General features: G+C 62.4%; 22 protein-coding genes. 18 read left to right on the top strand and 4 right to left on the bottom strand.

All coding sequences use genetic code 11. The features are described 5' to 3' along the window. Positions 1-148 precede the first annotated feature (148 nt). The 7 genes from J3R84_RS26855 (at position 149) to J3R84_RS26885 (ending at position 7,096) form a co-directional block, all read left to right on the top strand. Positions 149-628 (top strand): GNAT family N-acetyltransferase, encoded by a 480-nt coding sequence (locus J3R84_RS26855; RefSeq protein ID WP_057208907.1) that lies wholly within the window; start codon positions 149-151, stop codon positions 626-628. Between the two features lie 24 nt (positions 629-652). Further along, a complete protein-coding gene (locus J3R84_RS26860) occupies positions 653-1,675 on the top strand; it encodes a glycoside hydrolase family 3 N-terminal domain-containing protein (protein WP_203529274.1) in 1,023 nt (340 codons plus the stop codon). Between the two features lie 35 nt (positions 1,676-1,710). Next, positions 1,711-3,357: an ABC transporter substrate-binding protein gene (locus J3R84_RS26865; RefSeq protein WP_025428417.1), complete on the top strand. Its 1,647-nt coding sequence runs from the start codon at positions 1,711-1,713 to the stop codon at positions 3,355-3,357. A gap of 164 nt (positions 3,358-3,521) precedes the next feature. After that, on the top strand, positions 3,522-4,499 hold the full coding sequence (locus J3R84_RS26870) for an ABC transporter permease (RefSeq protein WP_025428416.1): 978 nt from the start codon (positions 3,522-3,524) through the stop codon (positions 4,497-4,499). Between the two features lies 1 nt (position 4,500). Next, positions 4,501-5,391 carry an ABC transporter permease gene (locus tag J3R84_RS26875; protein ID WP_025428415.1) on the top strand — a complete coding sequence of 297 codons (891 nt, stop codon included), beginning with the start codon at positions 4,501-4,503 and terminating at the stop codon, positions 5,389-5,391. Further along, on the top strand, positions 5,388-6,191 hold the full coding sequence (locus J3R84_RS26880; protein ID WP_025428414.1) for an ABC transporter ATP-binding protein: 804 nt from the start codon (positions 5,388-5,390) through the stop codon (positions 6,189-6,191). Before J3R84_RS26875 ends, J3R84_RS26880 begins: the two co-directional genes overlap by 4 nt. Then, positions 6,188-7,096 carry an ABC transporter ATP-binding protein gene (locus tag J3R84_RS26885; RefSeq protein WP_025428413.1) on the top strand — a complete coding sequence of 303 codons (909 nt, stop codon included), beginning with the start codon at positions 6,188-6,190 and terminating at the stop codon, positions 7,094-7,096. Before J3R84_RS26880 ends, J3R84_RS26885 begins: the two co-directional genes overlap by 4 nt. A 200-nt stretch (positions 7,097-7,296) precedes the next feature. On the opposite strand, the gene J3R84_RS26890 is transcribed toward J3R84_RS26885, so the two are convergent. Beyond that, the gene (locus J3R84_RS26890; RefSeq protein WP_203529277.1) at positions 7,297-8,340 is read right to left on the bottom strand and encodes a glutamine synthetase beta-grasp domain-containing protein; all 1,044 of its coding nucleotides are present in this window, start codon (positions 8,338-8,340) and stop codon (positions 7,297-7,299) included. Positions 8,341-8,723: 383 nt separating this feature from the next. Then, on the bottom strand, positions 8,724-10,121 hold the full coding sequence (locus tag J3R84_RS26895; protein WP_057208892.1) for an aminotransferase-like domain-containing protein: 1,398 nt from the start codon (positions 10,119-10,121) through the stop codon (positions 8,724-8,726). 229 nt (positions 10,122-10,350) lie between these two features. Between J3R84_RS26895 and J3R84_RS26900 the strand changes: the two genes are divergently transcribed. Both J3R84_RS26900 and J3R84_RS26905 read left to right on the top strand, forming a co-directional pair. Then, the gene (locus J3R84_RS26900; RefSeq protein WP_025428410.1) at positions 10,351-11,418 is read left to right on the top strand and encodes an IS110 family RNA-guided transposase; all 1,068 of its coding nucleotides are present in this window, start codon (positions 10,351-10,353) and stop codon (positions 11,416-11,418) included. A 269-nt stretch (positions 11,419-11,687) separates the two neighbouring features. Next, the gene (locus tag J3R84_RS26905) at positions 11,688-12,551 is read left to right on the top strand and encodes a DMT family transporter (RefSeq protein ID WP_025428409.1); all 864 of its coding nucleotides are present in this window, start codon (positions 11,688-11,690) and stop codon (positions 12,549-12,551) included. Between the two features lie 23 nt (positions 12,552-12,574). Here J3R84_RS26905 and J3R84_RS26910 read toward each other — a convergent pair whose 3' ends face one another. Beyond that, positions 12,575-13,468 carry a LysR family transcriptional regulator gene (locus J3R84_RS26910; protein WP_025428408.1) on the bottom strand — a complete coding sequence of 298 codons (894 nt, stop codon included), beginning with the start codon at positions 13,466-13,468 and terminating at the stop codon, positions 12,575-12,577. Between the two features lie 115 nt (positions 13,469-13,583). Between J3R84_RS26910 and J3R84_RS26915 the strand changes: the two genes are divergently transcribed. From J3R84_RS26915 to J3R84_RS26955, 9 genes are all read left to right on the top strand, one after another. Then, positions 13,584-14,495 (top strand): NmrA/HSCARG family protein, encoded by a 912-nt coding sequence (locus tag J3R84_RS26915; protein WP_025428407.1) that lies wholly within the window; start codon positions 13,584-13,586, stop codon positions 14,493-14,495. A gap of 25 nt (positions 14,496-14,520) precedes the next feature. Then, complete coding sequence (locus tag J3R84_RS26920; protein WP_198956878.1) at positions 14,521-14,769, top strand: DUF2798 domain-containing protein; 249 nt, start codon at positions 14,521-14,523, stop codon at positions 14,767-14,769. 129 nt (positions 14,770-14,898) lie between these two features. Beyond that, positions 14,899-15,645: a GntR family transcriptional regulator gene (locus J3R84_RS26925; RefSeq protein ID WP_025428406.1), complete on the top strand. Its 747-nt coding sequence runs from the start codon at positions 14,899-14,901 to the stop codon at positions 15,643-15,645. Positions 15,646-15,818: 173 nt separating this feature from the next. Beyond that, on the top strand, positions 15,819-16,505 hold the full coding sequence (locus tag J3R84_RS26930; RefSeq protein WP_038577785.1) for an N-acetylmannosamine-6-phosphate 2-epimerase: 687 nt from the start codon (positions 15,819-15,821) through the stop codon (positions 16,503-16,505). Next, positions 16,502-17,368, top strand: coding sequence for an ROK family protein (locus tag J3R84_RS26935; RefSeq protein WP_225906409.1), 867 nt, complete (start codon positions 16,502-16,504; stop codon positions 17,366-17,368). Before J3R84_RS26930 ends, J3R84_RS26935 begins: the two co-directional genes overlap by 4 nt. A 13-nt stretch (positions 17,369-17,381) precedes the next feature. Further along, positions 17,382-18,710: an extracellular solute-binding protein gene (locus tag J3R84_RS26940; RefSeq protein WP_038577782.1), complete on the top strand. Its 1,329-nt coding sequence runs from the start codon at positions 17,382-17,384 to the stop codon at positions 18,708-18,710. Positions 18,711-18,847: 137 nt separating this feature from the next. Further along, positions 18,848-19,735 (top strand): carbohydrate ABC transporter permease, encoded by an 888-nt coding sequence (locus J3R84_RS26945; RefSeq protein ID WP_025428404.1) that lies wholly within the window; start codon positions 18,848-18,850, stop codon positions 19,733-19,735. Continuing rightward, positions 19,732-20,553, top strand: coding sequence for a carbohydrate ABC transporter permease (locus J3R84_RS26950; RefSeq protein ID WP_025428403.1), 822 nt, complete (start codon positions 19,732-19,734; stop codon positions 20,551-20,553). The genes J3R84_RS26945 and J3R84_RS26950 overlap by 4 nt, the downstream gene beginning before the upstream one ends. Before the next feature lie 20 nt (positions 20,554-20,573). Beyond that, on the top strand, positions 20,574-21,635 hold the full coding sequence (locus J3R84_RS26955; protein WP_025428402.1) for an ABC transporter ATP-binding protein: 1,062 nt from the start codon (positions 20,574-20,576) through the stop codon (positions 21,633-21,635). Positions 21,636-21,658: 23 nt separating this feature from the next. On the opposite strand, the gene J3R84_RS26960 is transcribed toward J3R84_RS26955, so the two are convergent. Next, positions 21,659-22,699 carry a dipeptidase gene (locus tag J3R84_RS26960; protein ID WP_025428401.1) on the bottom strand — a complete coding sequence of 347 codons (1,041 nt, stop codon included), beginning with the start codon at positions 22,697-22,699 and terminating at the stop codon, positions 21,659-21,661. Positions 22,700-22,723: the final 24 nt, after the last annotated feature.

A 22,723-nucleotide genomic window follows, 5' to 3' on the forward strand; every position in this document is an offset into this window, starting at 1 on the left:
CCGACTGTTCTCGCTGCCGTCATGGTGAAGCGTCAACCCTCCCACCCCATCGCCGCGATTGCCGGTTGACAACCCGCCGGAGATGAGGACACATATTGCATTACAAAGGGATCAATTCCTTAATAAAGGAATATACGGAGGACTAGGGGTGCCGGACTTGCTTGTCAGCTTGTATTCGCCGACGCTCGCCAATCTCAAGCGGAAAACCGACACGACCGGCATTCGCATTCGCCCGGCGCTTCCGCCGGAAATGCATGTCGTCGTCGACTGGGTAAGGCAGAACTTCAGTGAGAATTGGGCGAGCGAGGTTTCGGTCGCCTTCTCCCGCCAGCCAATCGCCTGCCTGATCGCGGTGGAAGGTGGCAAGCTGCTTGGCTTTGCCTGCTACGACACGACGGCGCGCGGCTTCTTCGGCCCAACCGGGGTCGCCGGCGAGAGCCGTGGGCGCGGTATTGGCGTCGATCTGTTGACCGCATCGCTCGAGACCATGAAGACGCTCGGCCATGCCTATGCCTTTATCGGCGATGCCGGCCCGGTCGATTTCTACGCCAAGACCATCGGCGCCGTTGCCATCCCCGCCGCCGACAAAGGCATCTACGAAGGCATGCTTCGTAATCCATCCAAATAATCATCTGAACATCGGAGCTCTCCAATGGCATCGACACCGCTCGCCCTCTTCGTCGGCCTACCAAACCCAACACTCTCGGACGACGAGTTCGCCCTGTTTCGCGAAACCAACCCGCTCGGCCTCTTCGTCGGCCGGCGCAATCTGCGCGAGCCCGGCCAGGTCAAGATCCTGATCGAGCGCTTCCGCGAGGCGGTCGGGCGCGAAGACGCACCTGTCTTCACTGACCAGGAAGGCGGCCGCGTCCAGCATCTCGACGCCGGTCCCTGGCCGCTTTTCCGCAGCTTCGGCCAGTTTGCCGAACTGGCGCGCCATGACCTTGCGCTCGGCAAGAAGGCGCTTCGCCTGTCGTCCCAGGCAATGGGCACGATGATGAGCGAACTCGGCCTCACCAGCGGCTGCTCGCCGGTCCTCGATCTCGTGTTCGAAACGACCAGCGCCGTCATCGGTGCGCGCTCCTTCGGTTCGGATCCGGACTTCATCGCCGCCCTCGGCCGCGAGGTGGTCGATGGCCTGCTTGAGACCGGCAACATGCCTGTCATGAAGCACATCCCCGGTCATGGCCGCGCCACACGCGACTCTCACAAGGAGCGCCCGGTCGTCGATGCATCGCGAGAAACGCTCGTCGCGACCGACTTCAAGCCTTTCGTTGCCCTCAAGGACACGCCCTGGGCGATGGTCGCTCACGTCGTCTACCCCGCCTATGACAGCGAGCTGCCAGCCTCGATCTCGCCGACGATGCATGAAGTGATCCGCAACGACATGGGCTATGAGGGCGTGCTGGTGTCCGATTGCATCTTCATGGAATCGCTGCGTGGCACCTTGCCCGAGCGTGTGAAGCAGGTGCTCGACGCCGGCTCCGACGTCGCACTTCACAGCCACGGCGATCTGGCCGAGAGCGAGGCTGCCGCCAAGGCCGCCCGTCCGCTGACAGAGGCCGCCCAGAAGCGCATCGCCGCCGGCCAGAGCCGGCTCGGCAAGCTCAAGGTCGACATTCGCGCGGCCCACGCCGAAGTCGAAGAGATGTTCAAGAGCGTTCTCGTCGCCTGACGAGACGCCACTCACAAATCAAGAGGGGAGAAACAATGAAAAAATCCATTCTCTGGGCAGCGACCGCGCTGACCCTTTTCGCTGCACCGGCCATGGCGCAGTCGATCCTGACGGTCAATATCGAGCCGGCCACGACCTGGGTTCGCAACTTCAACCCGTTCAACCAGACGTCGGCGCGCCAAAGCACGCTCGACTTCATCTACGAGCCGCTGGTCGTCTTCAATCGCTTCGATGACAACAAACCGGTCTTCCGGCTTGCCGAAAGCTTCAAGCTTGCCGACGATCTGAAAAGCATCGAGTTCAAGCTGCGCCCAAACCTGAAATGGTCCGATGGCAAGCCGCTGACGGCTGCTGACGTCAAGTTCACCTACGACTACCTGAAGAAGTTCCCGGCGCTCGACTTCGTCAGCATCTGGACCTTCATCACCGGCGTCGAGGCCGTCGACGGCCAGACCGTTCGCTTCACGCTCGCCAATCCAAGCTCGCTTGCTGCCGAACAGCTTGCCCAGCTGCCGATCGTGCCGGAGCATGTCTGGAAGGATGTCGCCGAACCGGTGACCTTCGCCAACGAAACACCTGTTGGCAGCGGCCCGATGACGGAGATCCCGCGCTTCACCGGCCAGACCTACGACCAGTGCCGCAACCCGCACTATTGGGACGCCGCGCTCAAGGTCGATTGCATGCGCTTCCCGCAGCTCGCCGACAACAACCAGATCCTGACCGCGACCGCGTCGGGCACGCTCGACTGGGGCGTTTCCTTCATCCCGGATATCGAGAACGTCTACGTCGCCAAGGATCCGGAGCACTTCCATTTCTGGTACTCGCCGAGCAGCATGGTGGCATTCCTCTTCAACCAGGAAACCGCCAACGAGAACAACCGCAAGGCCTTCAACGACGTAAAATTCCGTCGTGCGGCCAGCATGGCGCTCGACCGTGGCACCATGGTCGACGTTGCCGGCTACGGCTATCCGACGCTCAACGAAGATCCGGCCGGCATGGGCGAACTCTACAAGAGCTGGGCTGATCCGTCGGTCGCGACCGACTTCGGCACCTACGGCAAGTACGACGCCGATGCTTCCAAGGCTCTGCTCGACGAGGCCGGCTATGTCGACAAGGACGGCGACGGTTTCCGCGACAATCCTGACGGTAGCAAGATCTCCTTCTCGATCATCGTGCCGAGCTCCTGGACCGACTGGATCGACACGGTGACGATCGCCGTCGAGGGCCTGCAAGCCGTCGGCCTCGATGCCAAGATCGAGACGCCGGAAGAAGCGGTCTGGACCGGCAATCTCATCAACGGCACGTTCGACGCGGCGATCAACAGCCTGCCGGCCTCCGCCTCGCCCTACTATCCGTACAAGCGCGCCTTCAGTGCTTCGGACAAGGGCAAGACGCGCTTTACCGCGCAGCGTTGGTTCAATGACGATGTCGAGAAGCTTTTGACCGAGTTCACCCACACGGCTGACCTCGCCAAGCAGAAGGAGGCCATGAACAAGGCTCAGCGCATCGTCGCCGAGAACCTGCCGATGATGCCGGTCTTCAACAATCCAAACTGGTACCAGTACAACACCAAGCGCTTCAAAGGCTGGGTGACGGCCGAGACCCCGTTCGTCAATCCGTCGATCTCGCGGACCAACCCGGCGCGCCTGCTGCATTTGCTGGCACTCGAACCGGTCAACTAAACACCCCCAGGACTGGCGGGAGTGGCTCATCACCGGGCCGCTCCCGCTTTCGCGCCGGCCTCGGGAGCACAATAGCTCCGCGATTAAAGGCTTGCGCCATTTCAAAGCGTTTCTGCCGCCTTTCCTGCCGGTAACAGGGCCATGGCGCAGTCGATGGAGTCCCCATGGCTTTCCTGCTTCGCCGCCTATGCTTCTATCTGGCAGCCTTCGTCGCGGCGGCGACGATCAACTTCTTTTTGCCACGGCTGATGCCCGGCGACCCCGTGCAGATCATGTTTTCGAGCGCGGGCGCGGAGCTTCCCCCCGAAAGCCTGCAGGCGCTGAAGCTCACCTTCGGTTTCGTCGATGGCCCGCTCTGGCAGCAATATCTGACCTATCTCGGCAGCATCTTCAGCGGCGACCTCGGCCGCTCGATCAAATATTTCCCGCTTCCGGTGACGACGGTTCTCGGCAACGCGCTGGTCTGGACGGTCGGCCTGATGGGCACGGCGACCATCATCAGCTTCACGCTGGGAACCTTCCTCGGCATTCTCGCCGCCTGGCGCCGCGGCAGCCTTTTCGATGTCATCGTTTCGGTCGGTGCGATCTTCGCGACCTCGGTTCCGGCCGTCGTCACCTCGCTGATCGTCGTCTTCTTCTTCGGCTTTACGCTGAACTGGTTCCCGACGGGCTACGCTGCCGATCCGGCGCTCGACCCGGCCTTTACGCTGCAATATCTCGGCAGCGTCCTCTATCACGGCATTCTGCCGATGCTGACGCTCTGCACGGTCTTGACCGGCGGTTTCGCCGTCACCATGCGCAACAACATGATCAACCTGCTCGGCGAGGACTATATCGTCATGGCCCGCGCCAAGGGCCTATCGGACGGACATGTGATGCTTTGGTACGCGGCGCGCAATGCGCTGCTGCCGACCGTATCGAGCCTTGCCATCGCCATCGGCACGATCCTCGGCGGCTCGCTCGTCACCGAAGTCGTGTTCAATTATCCGGGTCTCGGCAACATCCTCTATCAGGCGATCCTCGCCCGTGATTATCCCGTTATCCAGGGGCAGTTGCTGATCATGACTGCGACCATGCTGGTTGCCAATTTCATCGTCGACGTCAGCTATGTGCTGCTCGACCCCCGACTGAAGAAGGCGTGAGATGAAGACCCAACCCTTCGGATTGATCCGCAATCGCAAGGCTCTGGTCGGCGTCGCCATCATCGCCTTCATCCTCATCGTGGCGATCGCCGCACCGCTGCTTACCCCTTACGATCCGGGTGCCCGCGTCGGCCGCCCGCATCAGGCGCCGTCGTTTGCCCATTGGCTCGGCACCACCCGCATCGGCCAGGATGTGTTCACGCGGCTGATCTATGGCGCCCGCACCTCGCTTGCCGTCGGCTTCGGCGCAGGCCTGCTCATAACAATCGTCGGCACGGCGCTCGGCATTCTCGCCGGCTATCGCGGCGGCAAGGTCGACGAAGTCATCAGCTTCTTCACCAACATGGTGCTAGTGGTTCCCAACCTGCCGCTGCTCCTGGTGCTCGCCGCCTTCATCGGTCAGGCCAGCCCCTGGGTCATCGCGCTGATCCTCGGCGGAACCTCCTGGGCCTGGGGCGCCCGCGTCACCCGCGCCGAGACGCTTTCCGTCAAGCAGAAGGACTACGTCAAATCGGCGGAGATGATGGGCGAGCCGCGCTGGCGCATCATGACCTTCGAGATCTTCCCCAACCTGATCTCGATCGTCGGCATCAACTTCATCGGCAGCGTCATTTTCGCGATCATCACCCAGGCGACGCTCGAGTTTCTCGGCCTTGGCGACCCGAAGGTCGTCTCCTGGGGCACCATGCTCTATGCCGCGCAGAAGGCGTCGGCGCTTTCGGTCGGCGCGTGGTGGGACATTCTCACGCCCTGCTTTGCGCTCGCCTTCCTCGGCATCGGCCTGTCGCTTCTGAACTTCGCCGTTGACGAGATCGCCAACCCGCGGCTGCGCACCGGCAATCGGCTCGGTCGCTGGTCCGCACTCATCCGATCCGGGGAGGGTCGCCTGTGACCGCGCCACTGCTATCCGTCAAAAACCTGACGATCGACTATATCGGCGAGGAAAAGGACTTTCGCGCCGTCGACAATGTCAGCTTCGACGTCGCTCCCGGCGAGGTCTTCGGCCTTGCCGGCGAATCCGGTTGCGGCAAGAGCACCATTGCCTTTGCCATCAGCCGGCTACACAAGCCACCAGCGCTGATCAGGAGGGAAAGCACCATTCTGCTCAATGGCCGCAACGTGCTCGACCTAGATGACAAGGCCTTGCGCGATTTTCGCTGGCGCGAGGTCGCCATGGTGTTCCAGAGCGCGATGAACTCGCTCAATCCGGTGCTGCGCATCGAGCAGCAATTCTACGACGTGCTGAAGACCCACAAAGGCATGAGCCGTGCGCAGGCGCGCGACCGCACCGCCGAAATGCTGAAACTCGTCGATATCGCCCCGGACCGCATGCGCGACTACCCGCATCAGTTTTCCGGCGGCATGCGCCAGCGCATCGTCATCGCCATTTGCCTGGCGCTCGATCCGAGGCTGGTGGTCATGGATGAACCGACGACGGCGCTCGACGTCGTCGTCCAGCGTGAAATCCTCCAGCGAATCAACGAATTGCGGCGAACCCTCGGCTTCGCCGTTCTGTTCATCACCCACGATCTCGGGCTGATGGTGCAGTTCTGCGACCGGATCGGCATCATGCTCGCCGGCAAGCTCGTCGAGCAGAACACGGCGGAGGCGATCTACGGATCGCCGCAGCACGACTACACAAAACAACTTTGGACCTCCTTCCCGTCGCTCCATGGAGGTGTCCTGCTATGACCGCCCAGCCAACCCCGATCCTTGCGCTTGACAGGGTCACCAAGACATTCGGCCACGGTCCGGGCGCAGTCCATGCGGCCCGCTCGATCTCGTTTTCGCTGCATGCAGGCCGCGCACTCGCCCTCGTCGGCGAGTCAGGCAGCGGCAAGACCACCTGCGCCCGTATGGCGATGCGCGAATATATGCCGACGGAGGGAAAGATCCTCTTCAGGGGCGAGCCGGTCGACGGCGCCAGCCCGGCCGAGACGGTCCTCTACCGACGCGCGGTGCAGATGATCTTCCAGGACCCGTTCGCCTCGCTCAACCCGGCTCATACCATCGCCTATCATTTGAAGCGGCCGCTGCTGCTGCACCGCCCGGATATCAAGCGTTCCGAGATCGACGCGACGGTTCGTGCGCTGCTGCAACAGGTGAAACTCGACCCCGACCTCGTCGCGCCCAAATATCCGCACGAGCTTTCCGGCGGCCAGCGCCAGCGCGTCAATATCGCCCGCGCGCTTGCCGCCAAGCCGGAAGTGATCGTCGCCGACGAGCCGACGTCGATGCTCGACGTCTCTGTTCGCCTCGGCGTGCTCAATCTCTTGAGCGAGATGAAGCAGCAGATGAAGCTCGGTCTGCTCTACATCACCCACGACATCGCCACCGCCCGTTATGTCGCCGAGGATATCGCCGTCATGTATGCCGGCCAGATCGTCGAATGGGGCAATGTCGGCAAGGTGATCGACAACCCCGCTCACCCCTACACCAAGCTGCTGCTCTCTGCCGTGCCTGACCCGGATATCCGCTTCGACGACCCGAGCGTTCGGCTGCGTCCGGAGGATGTCGAAGAGATCCGGCGCAAATCCGCGATGACGCAGGACCGCATCGTCGAAGTGGATACGGACCACTTCGTTCGCACCGCCTGAACCGCGGCGCCGCCGCCGGCATTGCCGCCGCCGGCATTGCCGCCGGCACCCACCCTCCCCGAAGCTATCCTCCCAGGACAGCAAAAGACAAAACGCCCCGCTCGAAAGCGGGGCGTTTTGTCTTTGCAACCGTTAGCGATTGCATATGCTTGGAGACAGAGCGTGCATGGCGTGCCGCTACAGCACGCCATGACACATGCTCAGGCCGCCTTCATCTGGTTTTCGACATCGGTCGGAACCGTCGAGATCGTCTTCAGGATCTGCGAAGCGATCTGGTAGGGGTCGCCTTGCGAGTTCGGGCGGCGATCTTCGAGGTAGCCGCGGTAGTTGTTGTTGACGAAGCTGTGCGGGACGCGGATCGAAGCGCCGCGGTCAGCCACGCCGTAGCTGAACTGGTGGATCGACTGCGTCTCGTGCTTGCCGGTCAGGCGCATATGGTTGTCGGGTCCGTAGACGGCGATGTGATCCGCGCGGGCGTCCTCGAAAGCCGACATCAGGTTTTCGAAGTAGTCCTTGCCACCGACGTCGCGCATGAAGGCGGTCGAGAAGTTGGCATGCATGCCCGAGCCGTTCCAGTCGGTGTCGCCGAGCGGCTTGCAGTGATACTCGATATCGATGCCGTACTTTTCAGTCAGGCGCTGCAGCAGGTAGCGCGCCAGCCAGATTTCGTCGGCGGCCTTCTTGGAACCCTTGCCGAAGACCTGGAACTCCCATTGGCCCTTAGCCACTTCGGCATTGATGCCTTCGTGGTTGATGCCGGCCGCCAGGCAGATGTCGAGATGTTCTTCGACGATCTGGCGGGCGATATCGCCGACATTGCTGTAGCCGACACCGGTGTAGTACGGGCCCTGCGGTGCCGGGAAGCCGGTTTCCGGGAAGCCGAGCGGGCGGCCGTTCCTGTAGAAGAAGTATTCCTGCTCGAAGCCGAACCAGGCGCTATCGTCTTCCATGACGGTTGCGCGGGTGTTGGACGGATGCGGCGTCTTGCCGTCGGGCATCATGACTTCGCAGAGCACCAGAACGCCGTTCTTACGCTCGCTGTCGGGATAGACGGCGACAGGCTTCAGGACACAGTCCGAGCTCTTGCCTTCCGCCTGCATCGTCGAGCTTCCGTCGAAGCCCCAGAAAGGAAGCTCATCCAGCTTCGGGAATGCATCGAATTCCTTGATCAAGGTTTTTCCGCGGAGGTTCGGGGCCGGTGTGTACCCATCGAGCCAAATGTACTCGAGCTTATACTTTGTCATTGCGTTCTCTCACATGGCGCCATGATCTGGCTAAGTTCCGAAGCGGCCCGGCAACCCAATTCAGCTGCCCAACAACCGGTACTCACAAGAAAGCATTAATCGTGCCAGTTTGCGTTTGCGCCGCCAAAGATCGAAAAATCAATGCCCACGCCACTCGCGGCGATGGAGCGAAAGACGCGCCAAGACTAAGGATGAAGCGGATTGCACATAAAATAGGCATTGAACGCCGCGGTTTGAGGCATAGGCCCGGCGGAGTGCCGTAAACACCGGCGAATAGAAGCGGCGCGGCCGCGCGGTCGACAACAACCTGCGTCAAAAGGGTTGCTCGAAGAACAAGCACCGTCTCGCGGCTCGCTCAAATCGGCCGCTATGGATATGAGTGGTTATCGAGCAATCTCAGCCAGCACGCGATAGAGCCGCTCATCAATCGATTGGGCGACGTTGAAGCGCAGAAATCCTGCCGCCGAACCCGAATGGCTGAAAGCATTGCCGGGGGCGAGGACAATATCGTGAGCCAGCGCCTTCTGGGCCAGCTCCGAGGCATCAAGACCTTCCGGGAGCCGACACCAGAGGAACATGCCGGCCTGCGGCTCGATCCAGGGCGTGATCCCGACCGTGGCCAGGCGCGCTACCGTCTCGGTCATCGTCCGCGTCAGCCGCAGCCGCAGCGCCTCCATGTGCTTTCGGTAGCTGCCATCGCGCAAAAGGGTCAGCACCAGTTCGGCTGCAAGGCTCGGGCCGCCGAAAGTGGTCGCGATCTTGAGATCGGTCAGCCCCTCGATCCAGCCTCGGGGGGCGGCGATATAGCCGCAGCGCACCGAGGCGGAGAGCGTCTTGGAAAAGCTGCCGATCTGCACCACACGGTCGAGCCCATCGAAGGCGGCAAGCCGTGACGCCGGCACATGCTCGAAATCGGCGAAGATGTCGTCCTCGACAACAGTCAACCCTGCCTGCTCGACAAGTCGCAACAGGCGGTGGGCAATCACGGGAGAAAGCGTGGCGCCGGTCGGATTGTGCACGGCGGAATTGGTGATGTAGAGGCGAGGACGGTAGGCCTCCAGCGCCTCGGCGAAGCGATCGAGATCGGGACCAACAGGCGTATAGGGCACGCTGACGACATTGACGCGATGCGCCCGCAACAGCGCCTGGAAATTGAAGTAGCATGGATCGTCGACGATGACGGTATCGCCCGGTTCGAGCAGGAACCGACAGAGAAGATCGATCGCCTGGGTGCCTGACTCGGTCAGGATGATCTGATCGGGCGATGCCTCGACACCATGCTCGGCCAGCCTTCGCGACAGCAACTGCCGCAGCGGTCGCAAGCCGAGCGGCGTGCCGTAATCCGTCAGGCTCGCGGCATCCGTGCGCGCGAGCGAGCGCAGCGCCCGCCTGAGCGCTGCCTCCGGCATCCAGGACGCCGGCAACCAGCCGCAACCGGGCTTCAGAACGTGGGCGTCCGTTTCAAGCGCCTGACGCGAAACCCAGAGAGGGTCGACTGCGCGGTCGAGCCGCGGTCCGACTTCCGTGAGCGACAACGGCGCCAGGGGGGCAGACACGAAAAAGCCGGAGCCGGGCCGCGACCGGATCACGCCTTCGGCCGCCAGACGCTCGTAAGCCTCGACAACCGTCGATTTGGAAACCCGCATCGTTGTCGCAAGCGCCCGAATGGACGGAAGCTTGGCGCCCGGCGTCAACGACCGGCTGGCAATGCGCTGCCGGATCGTGCCCATGACCCCGTCGAGCAAGGTTTCGCCACCGATCTCCGTTTGTTGAAACGCCATCTGTATTGGACCTTCGCACAGGACAGTTTGGCGTAACTGTACCGCATTGTCTCTGGAAGAACCATCGCCCCCAGCCGATACAGGTGGAAAGGAGGTGGCATGAAAGCAGCCGCCTCCCAGGAGAGAACGGACCATTGAGATGCAGGTGATGATCGAGGGACAGTCACGCTTCCGGCCTTTCGGCTTACCTTATTGGGGTTTCGAAGATCTCAACAAGGGAGTTGGAAGCATGACTGCCTCTTATGATTACCATATCGGCGTCGACTACCACAAATCCTATAGTCATCTGGTGGTGCAGGACAGCAGCGGCAAGACGCTCAGATCGGGTCGGGTGAAGAACGATCGCCAGTCGCTCGGTGGGTTTCTGGAACGCTACCGCGAGAACTCGCATGCTGTGGTCGAGGCGACGCGCAACTGGATGGTGATGTACGACTGGCTCGACGACATTTGCGATGATGTCGTTCTCGCCCATCCCTTGAAGGTCAAGGCGATTGCCGACGCCAAGATCAAGACCGACAAGATCGATGCGACGGTGCTCGCGCATCTGCTCAGGGCCGACCTGGTGCCGGAGGCCTGGGCGCCCAGCGAACGAGCAAGAGACCTGCGCGTCGCCCTGCGCGAGCGGATGTTTTACGTGCGGCTGCGCACGATGACGAAGAACCGCATTGTCACGGTGTTTGATCGCTATCCGGAGCAGACGGCACAGCTGAAGAAGCTCGGGGATCTGTTTGGCAAGGCCGGCCGCGTCCAGCTGGCGCAAGTCAACGTCTCGGAGATCGACCGCATCCAGATCGACCGTGGCCTCGCCTTCATCGGCGACATTGACGTGCGGATCAAGCAGTCGGAAGCAACGATCCGGGCGATGACCAAGGCCAATGCCAACGTCAAGCTGTTGAAGACGATCCCCGGCATCGGCGAGTTCTTCGCCCGGCTGATCGACGCGGAGATTGACGATGTATCCCGCTTTCGCAATCCGAAGAAGCTCGCCGCCTATGCCGGACTGGTGCCCTCGACCTATTCCTCCGGCGGCAAGACCTTTCACGGCAAGATCATCAAGCAGGGCAACAAGTGGCTGCGCTGGGCTTTCGTCGAAGCCGTCACCCCCGCCATCGCCAGCGATGCGCAACTTCATGACCAGTACGAGCATCTGAAGATCAGAGGAACCAACAAGGCGCGTGTGGCGATCGCGCGCAAGCTTTTGACGATCGCCTTCCAGATCCTGCGTGACCAGCGCGCTTACGAGCCGCGCGGCACCAGCACCACGGAAGGCGCGTCGACGATATCCCGGCTGTCCTGATTGTCGTCTAGCGAGCCCGGCAGGACTGGGCTGCGCTCCTCAAGGAGAATGGGAAGCCGGGAGCCGAACGCCACTCTGTGACCGAAGCCAGCACGGCATCAGGGTCACGCATTGGAGACTGGTTCAAGAACCGAACGGCAGATGCCTGTCGCGCGGAAGGAAGAGATTTAGCCGATCGGCGAAAATGCCGATCAATAACCAACCGAACCCAAGGAAAAGCCGCCAATCGAAGGCGTTTCGCCCCTTGTGTTCTTTCATTGGAGACGACAATGGACAGAACGACGACCGGCTGGATAAACGGCTTTCTGGGTGTGTTGATTTTCAGCGGCTCGCTGCCGGCCACACGCGCTGCCGTCATGGACTTCGACCCGGTGTTCCTGACGGTCGCGCGCGCGGCCATCGCCGGTGCACTTGCGCTCTGCCTGCTCCTTGTCTTTCGCCAACCCAAGCCGACACGTGCCGATCTCTTCTCGTTGGCGATCGTTGCCTTCGGCGTCGTACTCGGTTTTCCGCTGCTGACCGCGCTGGCGCTTGAGCATGTGACATCGGCCCATTCGATCGTCTTCGTCGGATTGTTGCCCTTGGCGACCGCAGTCTTCGGCGTGCTTCGCGGCGGCGAGCGACCGCATCCGGCCTTCTGGCTGTTTTCCTGCCTCGGCAGTGCACTGGTTGCCGGTTTCGCGCTCACGCAGGGCTTTTCGGCCTCGCCGGTCGGCGACCTCCTGATGCTTGCCGCAATCATCGTCTGCGGTCTTGGTTATGCCGAGGGAGCAAGCCTGTCGCGCAAGCTCGGCGGCTGGCAAGTGATCTGCTGGGCGCTGGTACTGTCGCTGCCGGTCATGATCGGTATCGGCCTCTTCACGAACCCGCCGTCCTTCGAGATGGTGAATGGCGCGGCCTGGACCGGGCTTGCCTATGTCTCGGTCTTCAGCATGCTGATCGGCTTCGTCTTCTGGTATCGCGGACTCGCGCTTGGCGGCGTCGCCGGCGTCGGACAGTTGCAGCTGCTTCAACCGTTCTTCGGCCTCACGCTTGCTGCAGCGCTTCTCCACGAGCCGGTTAGCTGGGCTATGCTGGCTGTCACCGGCGCCATCGTGCTGTGCGTAGCCGGCGCAAAGAAGTTCGCGAAGTAGACGGCAGGTGCGCGCAGCCTCCGTCAGAGATGATCGAGTTTGAGCCGTTTGCTGAGGAGGTCGATAAATGTCCGGACCTTTGCCGTCGGCACCCTGCCCTCGCGCCACAGCACGTGGATCGGAACGGGCGCAGGCTCGAACTCTTGAAGTACAATCTCGACCCGACCCTCGGCGATCAAGTGCTCGATCTGCCAGAGCGGAGAGTAGCCAAGACCGAGCCCCTCGCAGACGGCGGCATAGATTGCCGTCATGGCGTTTACCCGCAACGGGCCGGCTACTTTGACCTCACGCGGCTTGCCGTCGATCGAGAACATCCACGCGCCGGGCCGGTCGCCACCTGAACGAACGACACAATTGTGCTGCTTGAGTTCATTTGGATGCATCGGCCGGCCATGGTCGGCGAAATAGGACGGCGTGCCGAAAACCACACGGCGCAGCGCGCCCAATCGCTTTCCCATCAGACCGGAGTCAGCAAGGTCTCCAATCCGCACCACCATGTCGAGCCCGCCGTCTGCGAGGTCGACGAACGCATCGGAAAGGTCGAGTTCGACCTCGACCTTTCGATGTTTCCGCATGTACTCGGCGACGATCGGCATCAGGAAGCGCGGGGCAAACAGCGCTGGCGCGCCGATCCGCAGCACGCCTGAAGGCTCCATCCGTCGCTGTGCCGCCTCAAGCCTGGCTTCGCGGATTTCATCGACGGCAGGTTTGATCCGGCGATAGAAGATTTCGCCAGCCTCGCTCGGCGTCGAGCGGCGCGTCGTGCGGTGGATGAGTTCCACGCCAATATCGTCTTCAAGAGCGGCAAGCGCACGGCTGACGGTTTGCAACGGCCGCGCAAGACGGCTGGCCGCCGCCGTCAGGCTGCCGAGTTCCACCACGGCGACGAACACTTCCAGGTCTTCGATACGGCTCATTCCATTATCCCGCTTTTGTAGAGAATAAATCACATTTTTGGATGATTGTCCAAATTTTTGCCGAACGATAATCTGCGTTCACATTGAAGTGACGAGCACAGGAAGGCGAAATCGCATGACAGCGAGAGGCAAGAAAGCGACCGGAAATAGGATACTTGTCGTCGGGGCAACCGGCCGGTTTGCCGGGCTTGTCATGCCCGAACTGGTCCGCCGCGGCGCCGTCTTGCGCGCCCTGATCAGGGATCAGTCCAATATCGGCCTGGCGCAATCACTTGGCGCCCGACAGGTTGCGGTCGGCGACCTTAGAGATCGCGACAGCCTCGACATCGCACTGCAGGGCGTCGACGGCGTCTTTCATCTCGGACCGGCTTTCGCGCCGGACGAAACGGCGATGGGCATCGCGATGGTCGACGCGTCGGTCCGTGCGGGTGTGCGAAAATTCGTCTTCTCCTCGGTCATCCAGCCGACGAACACGCGGCTGAAGAACCATGCTGCCAAGATACCGGTCGAGGATGCGCTCTATTCGTCCAATCTCGAATACACCATCCTGCACCCGGCAAACTTCATGCAGAACATCCGCTCAGCCTGGCCGACCGTCGTCGAACAGGGCGTCTTTTCCGAACCCTTTCCGAAGACCGCGCGTGTGGCACGCGTCGACTATCGTGACGTCGCCGAGGTGGCGGCAATCGCGCTGACCGAGGACCGGCTCGCCTACGCCAGCCTCGAGCTCTGCGCCGATGGTCGCCACAACAGGGAAGAGATCGCCGAGATGATGGCAAAGGCGCTTGGCCGGCCGATCGCGGCCGGTGAGATCGGCTTCCACGAATGGGCCGCTCCGGCGCGGGCAAAATACACCGAGCACCAGCTAGGCCTGCTCGCCAAGGTTTATGAGCACTACGCAGCCGTCGGCCTTGGCGGCAACAGCCTGTCGCTCAGGGCCGCTCTTGGGCGGGAACCCCGGAGCCTGCAGTCCTTCATCGAAGAGCTGGCGGCCGGCGCCAATCCCCGCCTTCAGCCCCACGCCTGAACCTTGAAACCGGAGCATGACCCAAATGCCGAAGAAACTTCCTCCGCGCTATAACGCCGTCGCCATGCCACTGGTGCTGTCGGTGCTGATGTCCTGCCTCGTCTCGGCCGTCTCGACCACGGCCAATGCCGGCTTCAGAGCCGATCTGTTCTCCCTGTGGATGAAGGCCTGGGGCATTTCGTGGCTGGTGGCGTTTCCAAGCCTGCTGCTCGTGCTGCCACTGGTACGCCTCATCGTCGCGGCGATCGTGCAGGCACCGCAGGCCAGACGTTGAGTCTGGCTTGATAAACGGTCGAGCCGTGCACCGGCTTGGTAAAAGCCGTAAAATTCGGCCCCCAGTACAATACCAGTTTAACACCGGGCAAAAATATTGCATAAGGAGGCATCTCAAGCAGGTGTCTCCATGAGCGATCAGGCAACTCTCGATTTTCTGTTGCAGACCATGTCCGGCGAGAGCGGCGAGCCGCTCTACCGCCGGCTCGGCGAAGCGATCAAGGCGGCGATCGGCGCCTCCGTCATACGGCATGGTGCAGTCATTCCGAGCGAGCGGGACCTGAGCGAGGGTCTGGCGATATCGCGCGTGACAGTGAGAAAAGCCATTGAGGGCCTGGTCGCCGAAGGGCTATTGGATCGGCGCCAGGGCGCAAAGACCGTCGTCTCTTCGCGTGTCGAAAAATCGCTGGCGACGATGACAAGCTTTTCGGAGGATATGCGGTCGCGCGGGCTCGAACCCGGATGCGTCTGGATTTCGCGGGAGATCAGCCGCCCGTCGCCGGCAGAGATGATGGCGCTCGGCATTCCCGTCAGCGAAAAGATCGTTCGCCTGCGGCGGCTGCGCACCGCCGACAACACCCCGATTGCCATCGAGACCGCGGCACTCCCCGCCCGTTTCGTGCCGCAGCCTGAGGCGATCGGCGCCTCGCTCTACGAGTATCTGGCCGCCCATGGCGCCCTTCCCGTCCGGGCGCTGCAGCGCATGCAGGCAAAGCCGGCGAGCGAGGAAGAACGCCGCCTGCTCGCGACACCCGAAGGCACCAGCCTTTTGATCATGGAGCGCCGCTGCTTCCTCGCCGACGGCCAGATCGTCGAGTTTACCCAGACCAAATATCGCGGCGACGTCTACGACTTCGTCATCGAATTGATGCGATAATACCAGTTTAATTCCTGTTGCAATCTGGTCTTGCCCTGTTACCGTAATGGCCTGATCGGGTCGCAACGGTACGGGCTGACACAGCCTCAAAGCCATGATGCGGCCGAGTAGCAAATGCGTGCGGGGAGCGGCTGATATCGCCAAAGGTCGTTACCCGCGCCAGAGGAGCCGGCGTGACATTCGAGATCCAAAGCCTGAAGAACGGATTGATCGTTTCCTGCCAGCCGGTCAAAGGCGGCGTCATGGACAACGCGGCGATGGTCGTCGGCTTCGCCTTGGCGGCGCTTAATGGCGGTGCGGCGGCGCTCCGGATCGAATCTGCCGACTACGTCCGCGCCGTTCGCCAGGCGACCGACCGGCCGATCATCGGCCTCGTCAAGCGCGACCTGACGACCTCGCCTGTTCGCATCACGCCGCTGATCGAGGATGTAGACGCATTGGCCGCGGCGGGCGCGGATATCATCGCCTATGACGCCACGCAACGGACGCGCCCGGTCGAGACCAGGCGCCTGATCGAGCGCATCCAGGCAACAGGAAAGATCGCCATGGCCGATTGCTCTGTCAGCAGCGACGCGGCGCAGGCCTTGCGCGAAGGCGCCGAAATCGTCGGCTCGACACTCGCCGGCTACACCGGACCGGTGGAGCCGACCGAACCGGACTTCGCGCTCATTGCCGCCATGCGCAGGCTCACACCCTTCGTCGTTGCGGAAGGCTGCGTCCGCACCCCGGAACAGGCGTCGCAAGCGCTGCGGGTCGGCGCCTTCACCGTCGTTGTCGGCTCCGCCATTACCCGGCCGGAACACGTGACCTCCTGGTTCCGCACAGCGCTCGACGAAACCCTGGCATCGAGCGGGGCATGAATGTGATGGCGCAGGCGCAGGCCACCCTCTCCATCGACCTTGGCGGCACGAAGATGCTGGCGGCGCTGGTGCGCGACCGGACCGTTCTCGAAACGCACAAGATGGCGACACCCCGCGGCGGCGATCCGGCCGAATGGCTGCAGGCTTTGTTCGACGCCATCGCCATGTGGAACGGTCGCTACGACAAGGTCGGCGTCGCCGTTACCGGCATCGTCGACGATGGCCATTGGTCGGCGCTCAACCGCAACACGCTCGATATCCCCGATCGCTTCCCGCTGACCGACGTGGTCGGGGCACTTTCGGGCTCGCCCGTCCTTGCCGCCAACGACGCCCAGGCGGCGGCCTGGGGCGAGTTCAGCTTCGGCGCCGGCCGGCGCGAGGACATGGTTTTCCTCACGGTTTCAACAGGCATTGGTGGCGGCATCGTCGTCAACGGCCGTCTGCTCGGGGGCCTTGCCGGGCACTTTGGCCAGTTCCGCCTTGATGAGGCGACGCACCATACGCTCGAAGACCAGGTTTCCGGCCATTGGATAGCCGGGGAGGCCAGCGTCCATCAAAAGGATGCCACCGCCCGCGAGGTCTTTGCAGCGGCCGACGCCGGGCAGGAGTGGGCGCGCCGGATCGTCGAGGCCTCGGCACGCCAAACGGCTTTGCTGTGCCGCAATATTCAACTCGCGCTCGATCCGAAGCGAATCGTCATCGGCGGCGGCATTGGGCTGGCGCCGGGCTACCTGACATCCATCGAGCGCGCGCTGGGCGACCTTCCGCCGCGCCTCAAGCCATCGATCCACGCCGCCGAACTCGGGGAGAACGCTGGCGTGGTCGGAATCGCAGATCTTGCAGAGCGTCAACAACAACTTTGAGGGAGAACCAAAGATGACACTTGCGACCATGAAACGAGGAGCGCTGCTCGCAGCCAGTATCGCCGGCCTTCTGGCAAGCCCGACACTGGCAGAAGTCACCGTGCTCGGCTGGCCCGGCGGCCCGGAGGAAGTGGCGCTGCGCGCCGCCGCTGACACCTACAACGCAAAGCCCGACGTTGCCGACAAGGACAAGGTCGAGCTGCTGTTCTTCAACCGTGAGGGCTTCTGGGACAAGCTGCAGGCCGACCTTGCCGCCGGCTCCAAGGCATTCGACCTCAACCTGCTCGCCACCTACTCGATCGGCCGCTACGCGCCGTTCATGGAGCCGGTCGTACTGTCTGAAGAGGCCAAGGCCGTCTATGGCGACTCGGTGCTTTCGACGATGCAGTATGAAGGCAAGCAGTACGGCGTGCCGACCGACCTGTCGCTGCATTTCATGTACTTCCGCAAGGACCTCATCGACGCCCTGATGAAGGACGATGCGGCAAAGGCGAAATATGCGGAGATCTCGGAGAAATACCTGGGCAAGAAGCTGGAGCCGAAGGCTCCGGACGAATGGACCTGGGACGACTATGCCGCAACGGCGCTTTACTTCACGCAAGCCGTCAATCCGGACAGCCCGACGCGCTACGGCACCGTGCTGCAGCTCAAGAACCTGCTGTTCAACATCATGATCTGGCAGTCGGTGCCGCGTGCCTACGGCGCCAACTGGATGGACGACAGCGGCAAGATCACCGTCAATTCCGACGCCTATCGCAAGGGCCTGGAAATCTACAAGCTGCTCTACGACAACGGCGCAACCCCGCGCGACTCGCTCTCCTACGAGTTTGCGGAAGCGAACGCGGCCTTTGCTTCCGGTCAGGTGGCGGCCATGCTGCAATGGAACGCCGCCGCCGGCGATCTGACCAGTAAGGAAAAGTCACCCACTGTGGCCGAGGTCACCGATACCGTAGCCCCTCCCGCCGGTCCGGAAGGGCGCTTCACCCATATCCACGGCCTCGGCTTCGGTCTCAACAAGAACGCCGAGAACAAGGAAGGGGCGGCCCTGTTCCTGAAATGGCTGTCTTCGAAAGAAGCGGCGCTGATCTATGCCAGGAACAACGGCGCACCGGCGTTGACACCCGAGGTGGTCGCCGAAGTCGCGGAAGCACGGCCGGATCTGGTCAAGCTCGGCGAATTCGCCGGCAAGTACGGTTACGTCATGAACGGCGGCACCTCGGCCAAGGCGCTGTCGGTCTATGAACTGCAGGCCAAGGAGTTCACCGGTTACTGGTCCGGCCAGCAATCGATCGACGATGCGCTCGCCAATACCGAAAAGGGCATGGCCGAACTGCTGAAATAAGCGAAAGCACCGGCGGCGGGTGACTGTCGCCGGTGCCCTTCGGCAAGACCGGTAGTTAAGGAGTGACAGGCGCCCGCCGGGAACTGTCTCTCCGTGAGCCGCCGACACCCTAAGACAGGTAGACACAGATCGGTCCGATGACGAAAGCCTCGCAACGCCCCCTTGTCCAGGAATTCAGGTTACTCGCCACGCCCGTGGTGCTGTTCCTCCTTGTCTTTCTCGGCTTTCCCGCGATCGTCAACCTGATCTATTCGGTCTCCGACGTCTCGTTCGAGACGTTGCGCCAGCCCGAATTGTCCGGCTTCAAGAATTTCGCCGCCGTGTGGAGCGATAGCGCCTTCTGGCAGGCAAGCTGGTTCTCGTTCCGCTTTGGTCTTCTGACGGCCGCACTCGAATGCACACTCGGGCTTTTCCTCGCCATATTCCTGTCGCCGCTGATCGAGCGGCGCAGCTGGCTGATGGCGATCCTGATGCTGCCGCTGATGGTAGCGCCGGCGCTGGTCGGCCTGATGTATCGGCTCGTCCTACACGAGTTCGTCGGCCCCGTGCCCTATTATCTCTGGACCTATTTTGGCGCGAGCCTGTCGTTTCTCGGCCCCGGCTCAGCCTTCTGGACGCTCGTGGTCGTCGAGACGCTGCAGTGGACGCCGTTCGCGCTGCTGCTGTTCTACATGGCCTACCAGGCGATCCCCTCCGAGATCGCCGAAGCTTCGGCCATGGACGGCGCCAAGAGTCATCATCGGCTCTGGTACATCGAATTGCCCTTGATGCTGCCGACGATCGTCGTGGCCTTGCTCATCCGTTTCATCGACGGCTTCCGCGTCTTCGACAACGTCTATGTCCTGACCGGCAGCGGCCCCGGCGGCTCGACGGCATCGCTGTCGATCTACATCTACGAGGCGTTCTTCAAGCAGGGTGCCATCGGCAAGGCGGTCGCCGCCTCGGTGATCCTGTTCGTCGTCTCCTTTGCCGTCCTCTACGGCCTCAATTTCATTGCCAGCCGGCGGAAGGGAGCGGCCCGATGATGACAGCACTTCGCTGGCTGGTATTTGCGATCGCCGCATTCGCCATGAACTTTCCGATCCTGGTGACCCTTTCGACCTCGTTCAAGAGCACCAGAGAGCTGTCGACCAATCCCGGCCTTTGGGTGCAGTCGCCAACGCTCGACAACTATCTCGCGGTCTTCCAGGTGACGGACCGGTTGAACATCTTCCTCTATCTGTTCAACAGCCTCTCGGTCGCCTTGATCGGCACGTTGCTGGCGGTGGCGCTCGCCCTTCCCGCGGCTTACGCGATTGCCCGCGGCCGGCTCGGCGAGCGGACGCTGCTGCCGTTCATCGTCAACCTGCGCGCCGTTCCGCTCATCATCTTCGCGATCCCGCTCTATATGATGTTCCAGTGGCTGGCGCTGCTCGACACCCGTCTCGGCCTCGGGCTGATCCTGACCATCGTCAACCTGCCGCTGGCGCTCGTTATCCTCGTCAACGCCATCCGTGACCTGCCGGCCGAGCTCGACGAGGCCGCGCTCATGGATGGCGCCAGCCGGACGCAGATCCTCTTCAAGGTGATCGCCCCTGTCTGCCGCCCTGCCATCGTCACCAGCCTGATCTTCGGCTTCATCACCGCCTGGAACGAGTTCCTGTTCGGCCTGATGCTGACGACGTCCAAGGCCGTACCAATCACCGTCGGCGCCTCGTTCTTCTTCGCCGCCAGCGGCGGCGGCGTGCAATGGGGCGTGGCGTCTGCCGTGATGATCGTCGGCGCGCTTCCCCCGGTCCTGCTCGGCCTCATCATGTATCGCCAGATCAGCGGCTCGATGACAGCAGGCGCGGTCAAGGGCTGACCTTTATTTCGGAGACAACCATGGCTACGATTTCACTTAAAAAGGCCGGCAAGCAATACGGCAACCTGGAGATCATCCGCGAACTCGACCTCGACATCGCCGACGGCGAATTCGTCGTCATCGTCGGCCCTTCCGGCTGCGGTAAGTCCACACTGCTGCGCATGATCGCCGGGCTGGAGGAGACCACCTCCGGCCAGCTCTTCATCGACGGCCGCGACGTGACTGCGGCCTCCCCGGTCGAGCGCAAGCTCGCTATGGTGTTCCAGTCCTACGCGCTCTACCCGCACATGACGGTCCGCCGCAACATGGGGTTCGGCCTCAAGCTGGCAAAGCTGCCCACTGGGCGGATCAAGGCCAAGGTCGAGGCGGCCGCCGAGACCTTGAAGCTCACCCACCTGCTCGAGCGTTACCCGAAGGAATTGTCCGGCGGCCAGCGCCAGCGCGTCGCGATCGGCCGAGCGATCGTTCGCGAACCCGTCGGTTTCCTCTTCGACGAGCCGCTCTCCAATCTCGATGCGGCGCTACGCGTCGACATGCGGCTCGAAATCGCCAAGCTGCACCGCACCCTCGGCGCGACGATGATCTACGTCACCCACGATCAGGTGGAGGCGATGACACTTGCCGACAGGATCGTGGTGATGAAGGACGGACGCATCATGCAGCAGGGCAGCCCGCAGGCGCTCTACCAGACGCCCGCCAATCTGTTTGTCGCCCAGTTCATCGGCAGTCCGAAGATGAACCTTCTGGCCTGCCAGCCCGGCGCTAGCGGGCTCGACCTATCCGGCGAAGGCAGCATTCAGCTGCGAGTATCCGGCGCTGCAGCGCCAGCGCATCTGGGCGCCCGGCCCGAACATCTGTCTCTGGTTTCGCCCGAAAGCGGCCATTGCCGGGGCACCGTCGAGGTCAGCGAATATCTTGGCGGCAACACCAGCGTCTTCGTGCGCGCCGGCAAACTCGGGTTGATCAACGTCAGCGCCCCCGCCGATACGCCCTATCGCATCGGCGAGACCGTGGGCATCAGTATTGATGCGGCGAGATCGTCGCTGTTCGACGAGGCAGGAGCAGCAATCGCAGCGAACTGATAAGGCTCGCTGCGCGCCCTATCTTACGCGCCCCAGGTCGTTTCCAGCACCCGGATCCAGTTGCCGTGGCAAACCTTGGCGAGCGTCGCCTCGTCGTAACCTCGCTTGCGGAGCACGTCGACCAGTTGCTGCAGGTCGGCCGCGTCGCGCATCGCCGCGGGGATCGTGGTGCCGTCAAAGTCGGAGCCGAGCGCGACATGATCGATGCCGATGCGGTTGGCGATGTAGTCGATGTGATCGGCCAAAAGCTCGAGGCTGGTGTCCGGGTTCTTGATGCCATCAGACCGCAAGAACAACACGCCGAAATTGATGCCGGCAAGGCCGCTGGTATCCTTGATGGCGTCGAGTTGGCGATCCGTGAGGTTGCGGCTGTGCGGGCAAAGCGCATGCACGTTGGAATGCGAGGCGACCAGCGGCGCATTGGACAGAGCGGCAATGTCCCAGAATCCCTGCTCGTTCATGTGCGACAGGTCGACCATGACCCTGAGCTCGTTGCACGCCCGGATCAGATCCTTGCCGCTTTCCGTCAGGCCGGGACCGATATCCGGCGACGACGGGAAACGGAACGGCACACCATAGGCAAAGATGTTCGGCCGGCTCCAGACAGGCCCGAGCGTGCGCAGGCCGGCGGCGTGCAGCACGTAAAGCGCATCGAGATCGGCGGCGAAGGCTTCGACACCTTCGACGTGGAGCACCGAGGCGAACACACCGTCGGCGATGGCCTGGCGGATATCGGCTGCCGACCGGCAGATCTTCAGACGGCCGCTCGCTCGCCGCTCAAGCCGCATGAGCAGGCTTGCCATGCCGAGCGTGCTCTTCAGCGCATCCTGCTGATCCGGCGTTGCGAAATCGCCATTGGCATCCTTCTGCATGCTGGGCGACGCGACATAGACAGCGCAAAGACCACCGGCGAGCCCACCTTTTTCCGCCTTGACGAGATCGATATGACCGCTGCCGCCGCCGTCAACGAAGCGGGCCTCGGCGTCTGCCTGCTGCGAGTGCCACAAGCGGGACAACACATCGTTATGTCCATCGAAGACCGGAATTTTCGCCTGTGTTGCCAATTGGGGACCGCCTTTCAACTTGTT

Source organism: Ensifer canadensis (genome assembly GCF_017488845.2).
Classification (GTDB): Bacteria; Pseudomonadota; Alphaproteobacteria; order Rhizobiales; family Rhizobiaceae; genus Ensifer; species Ensifer canadensis.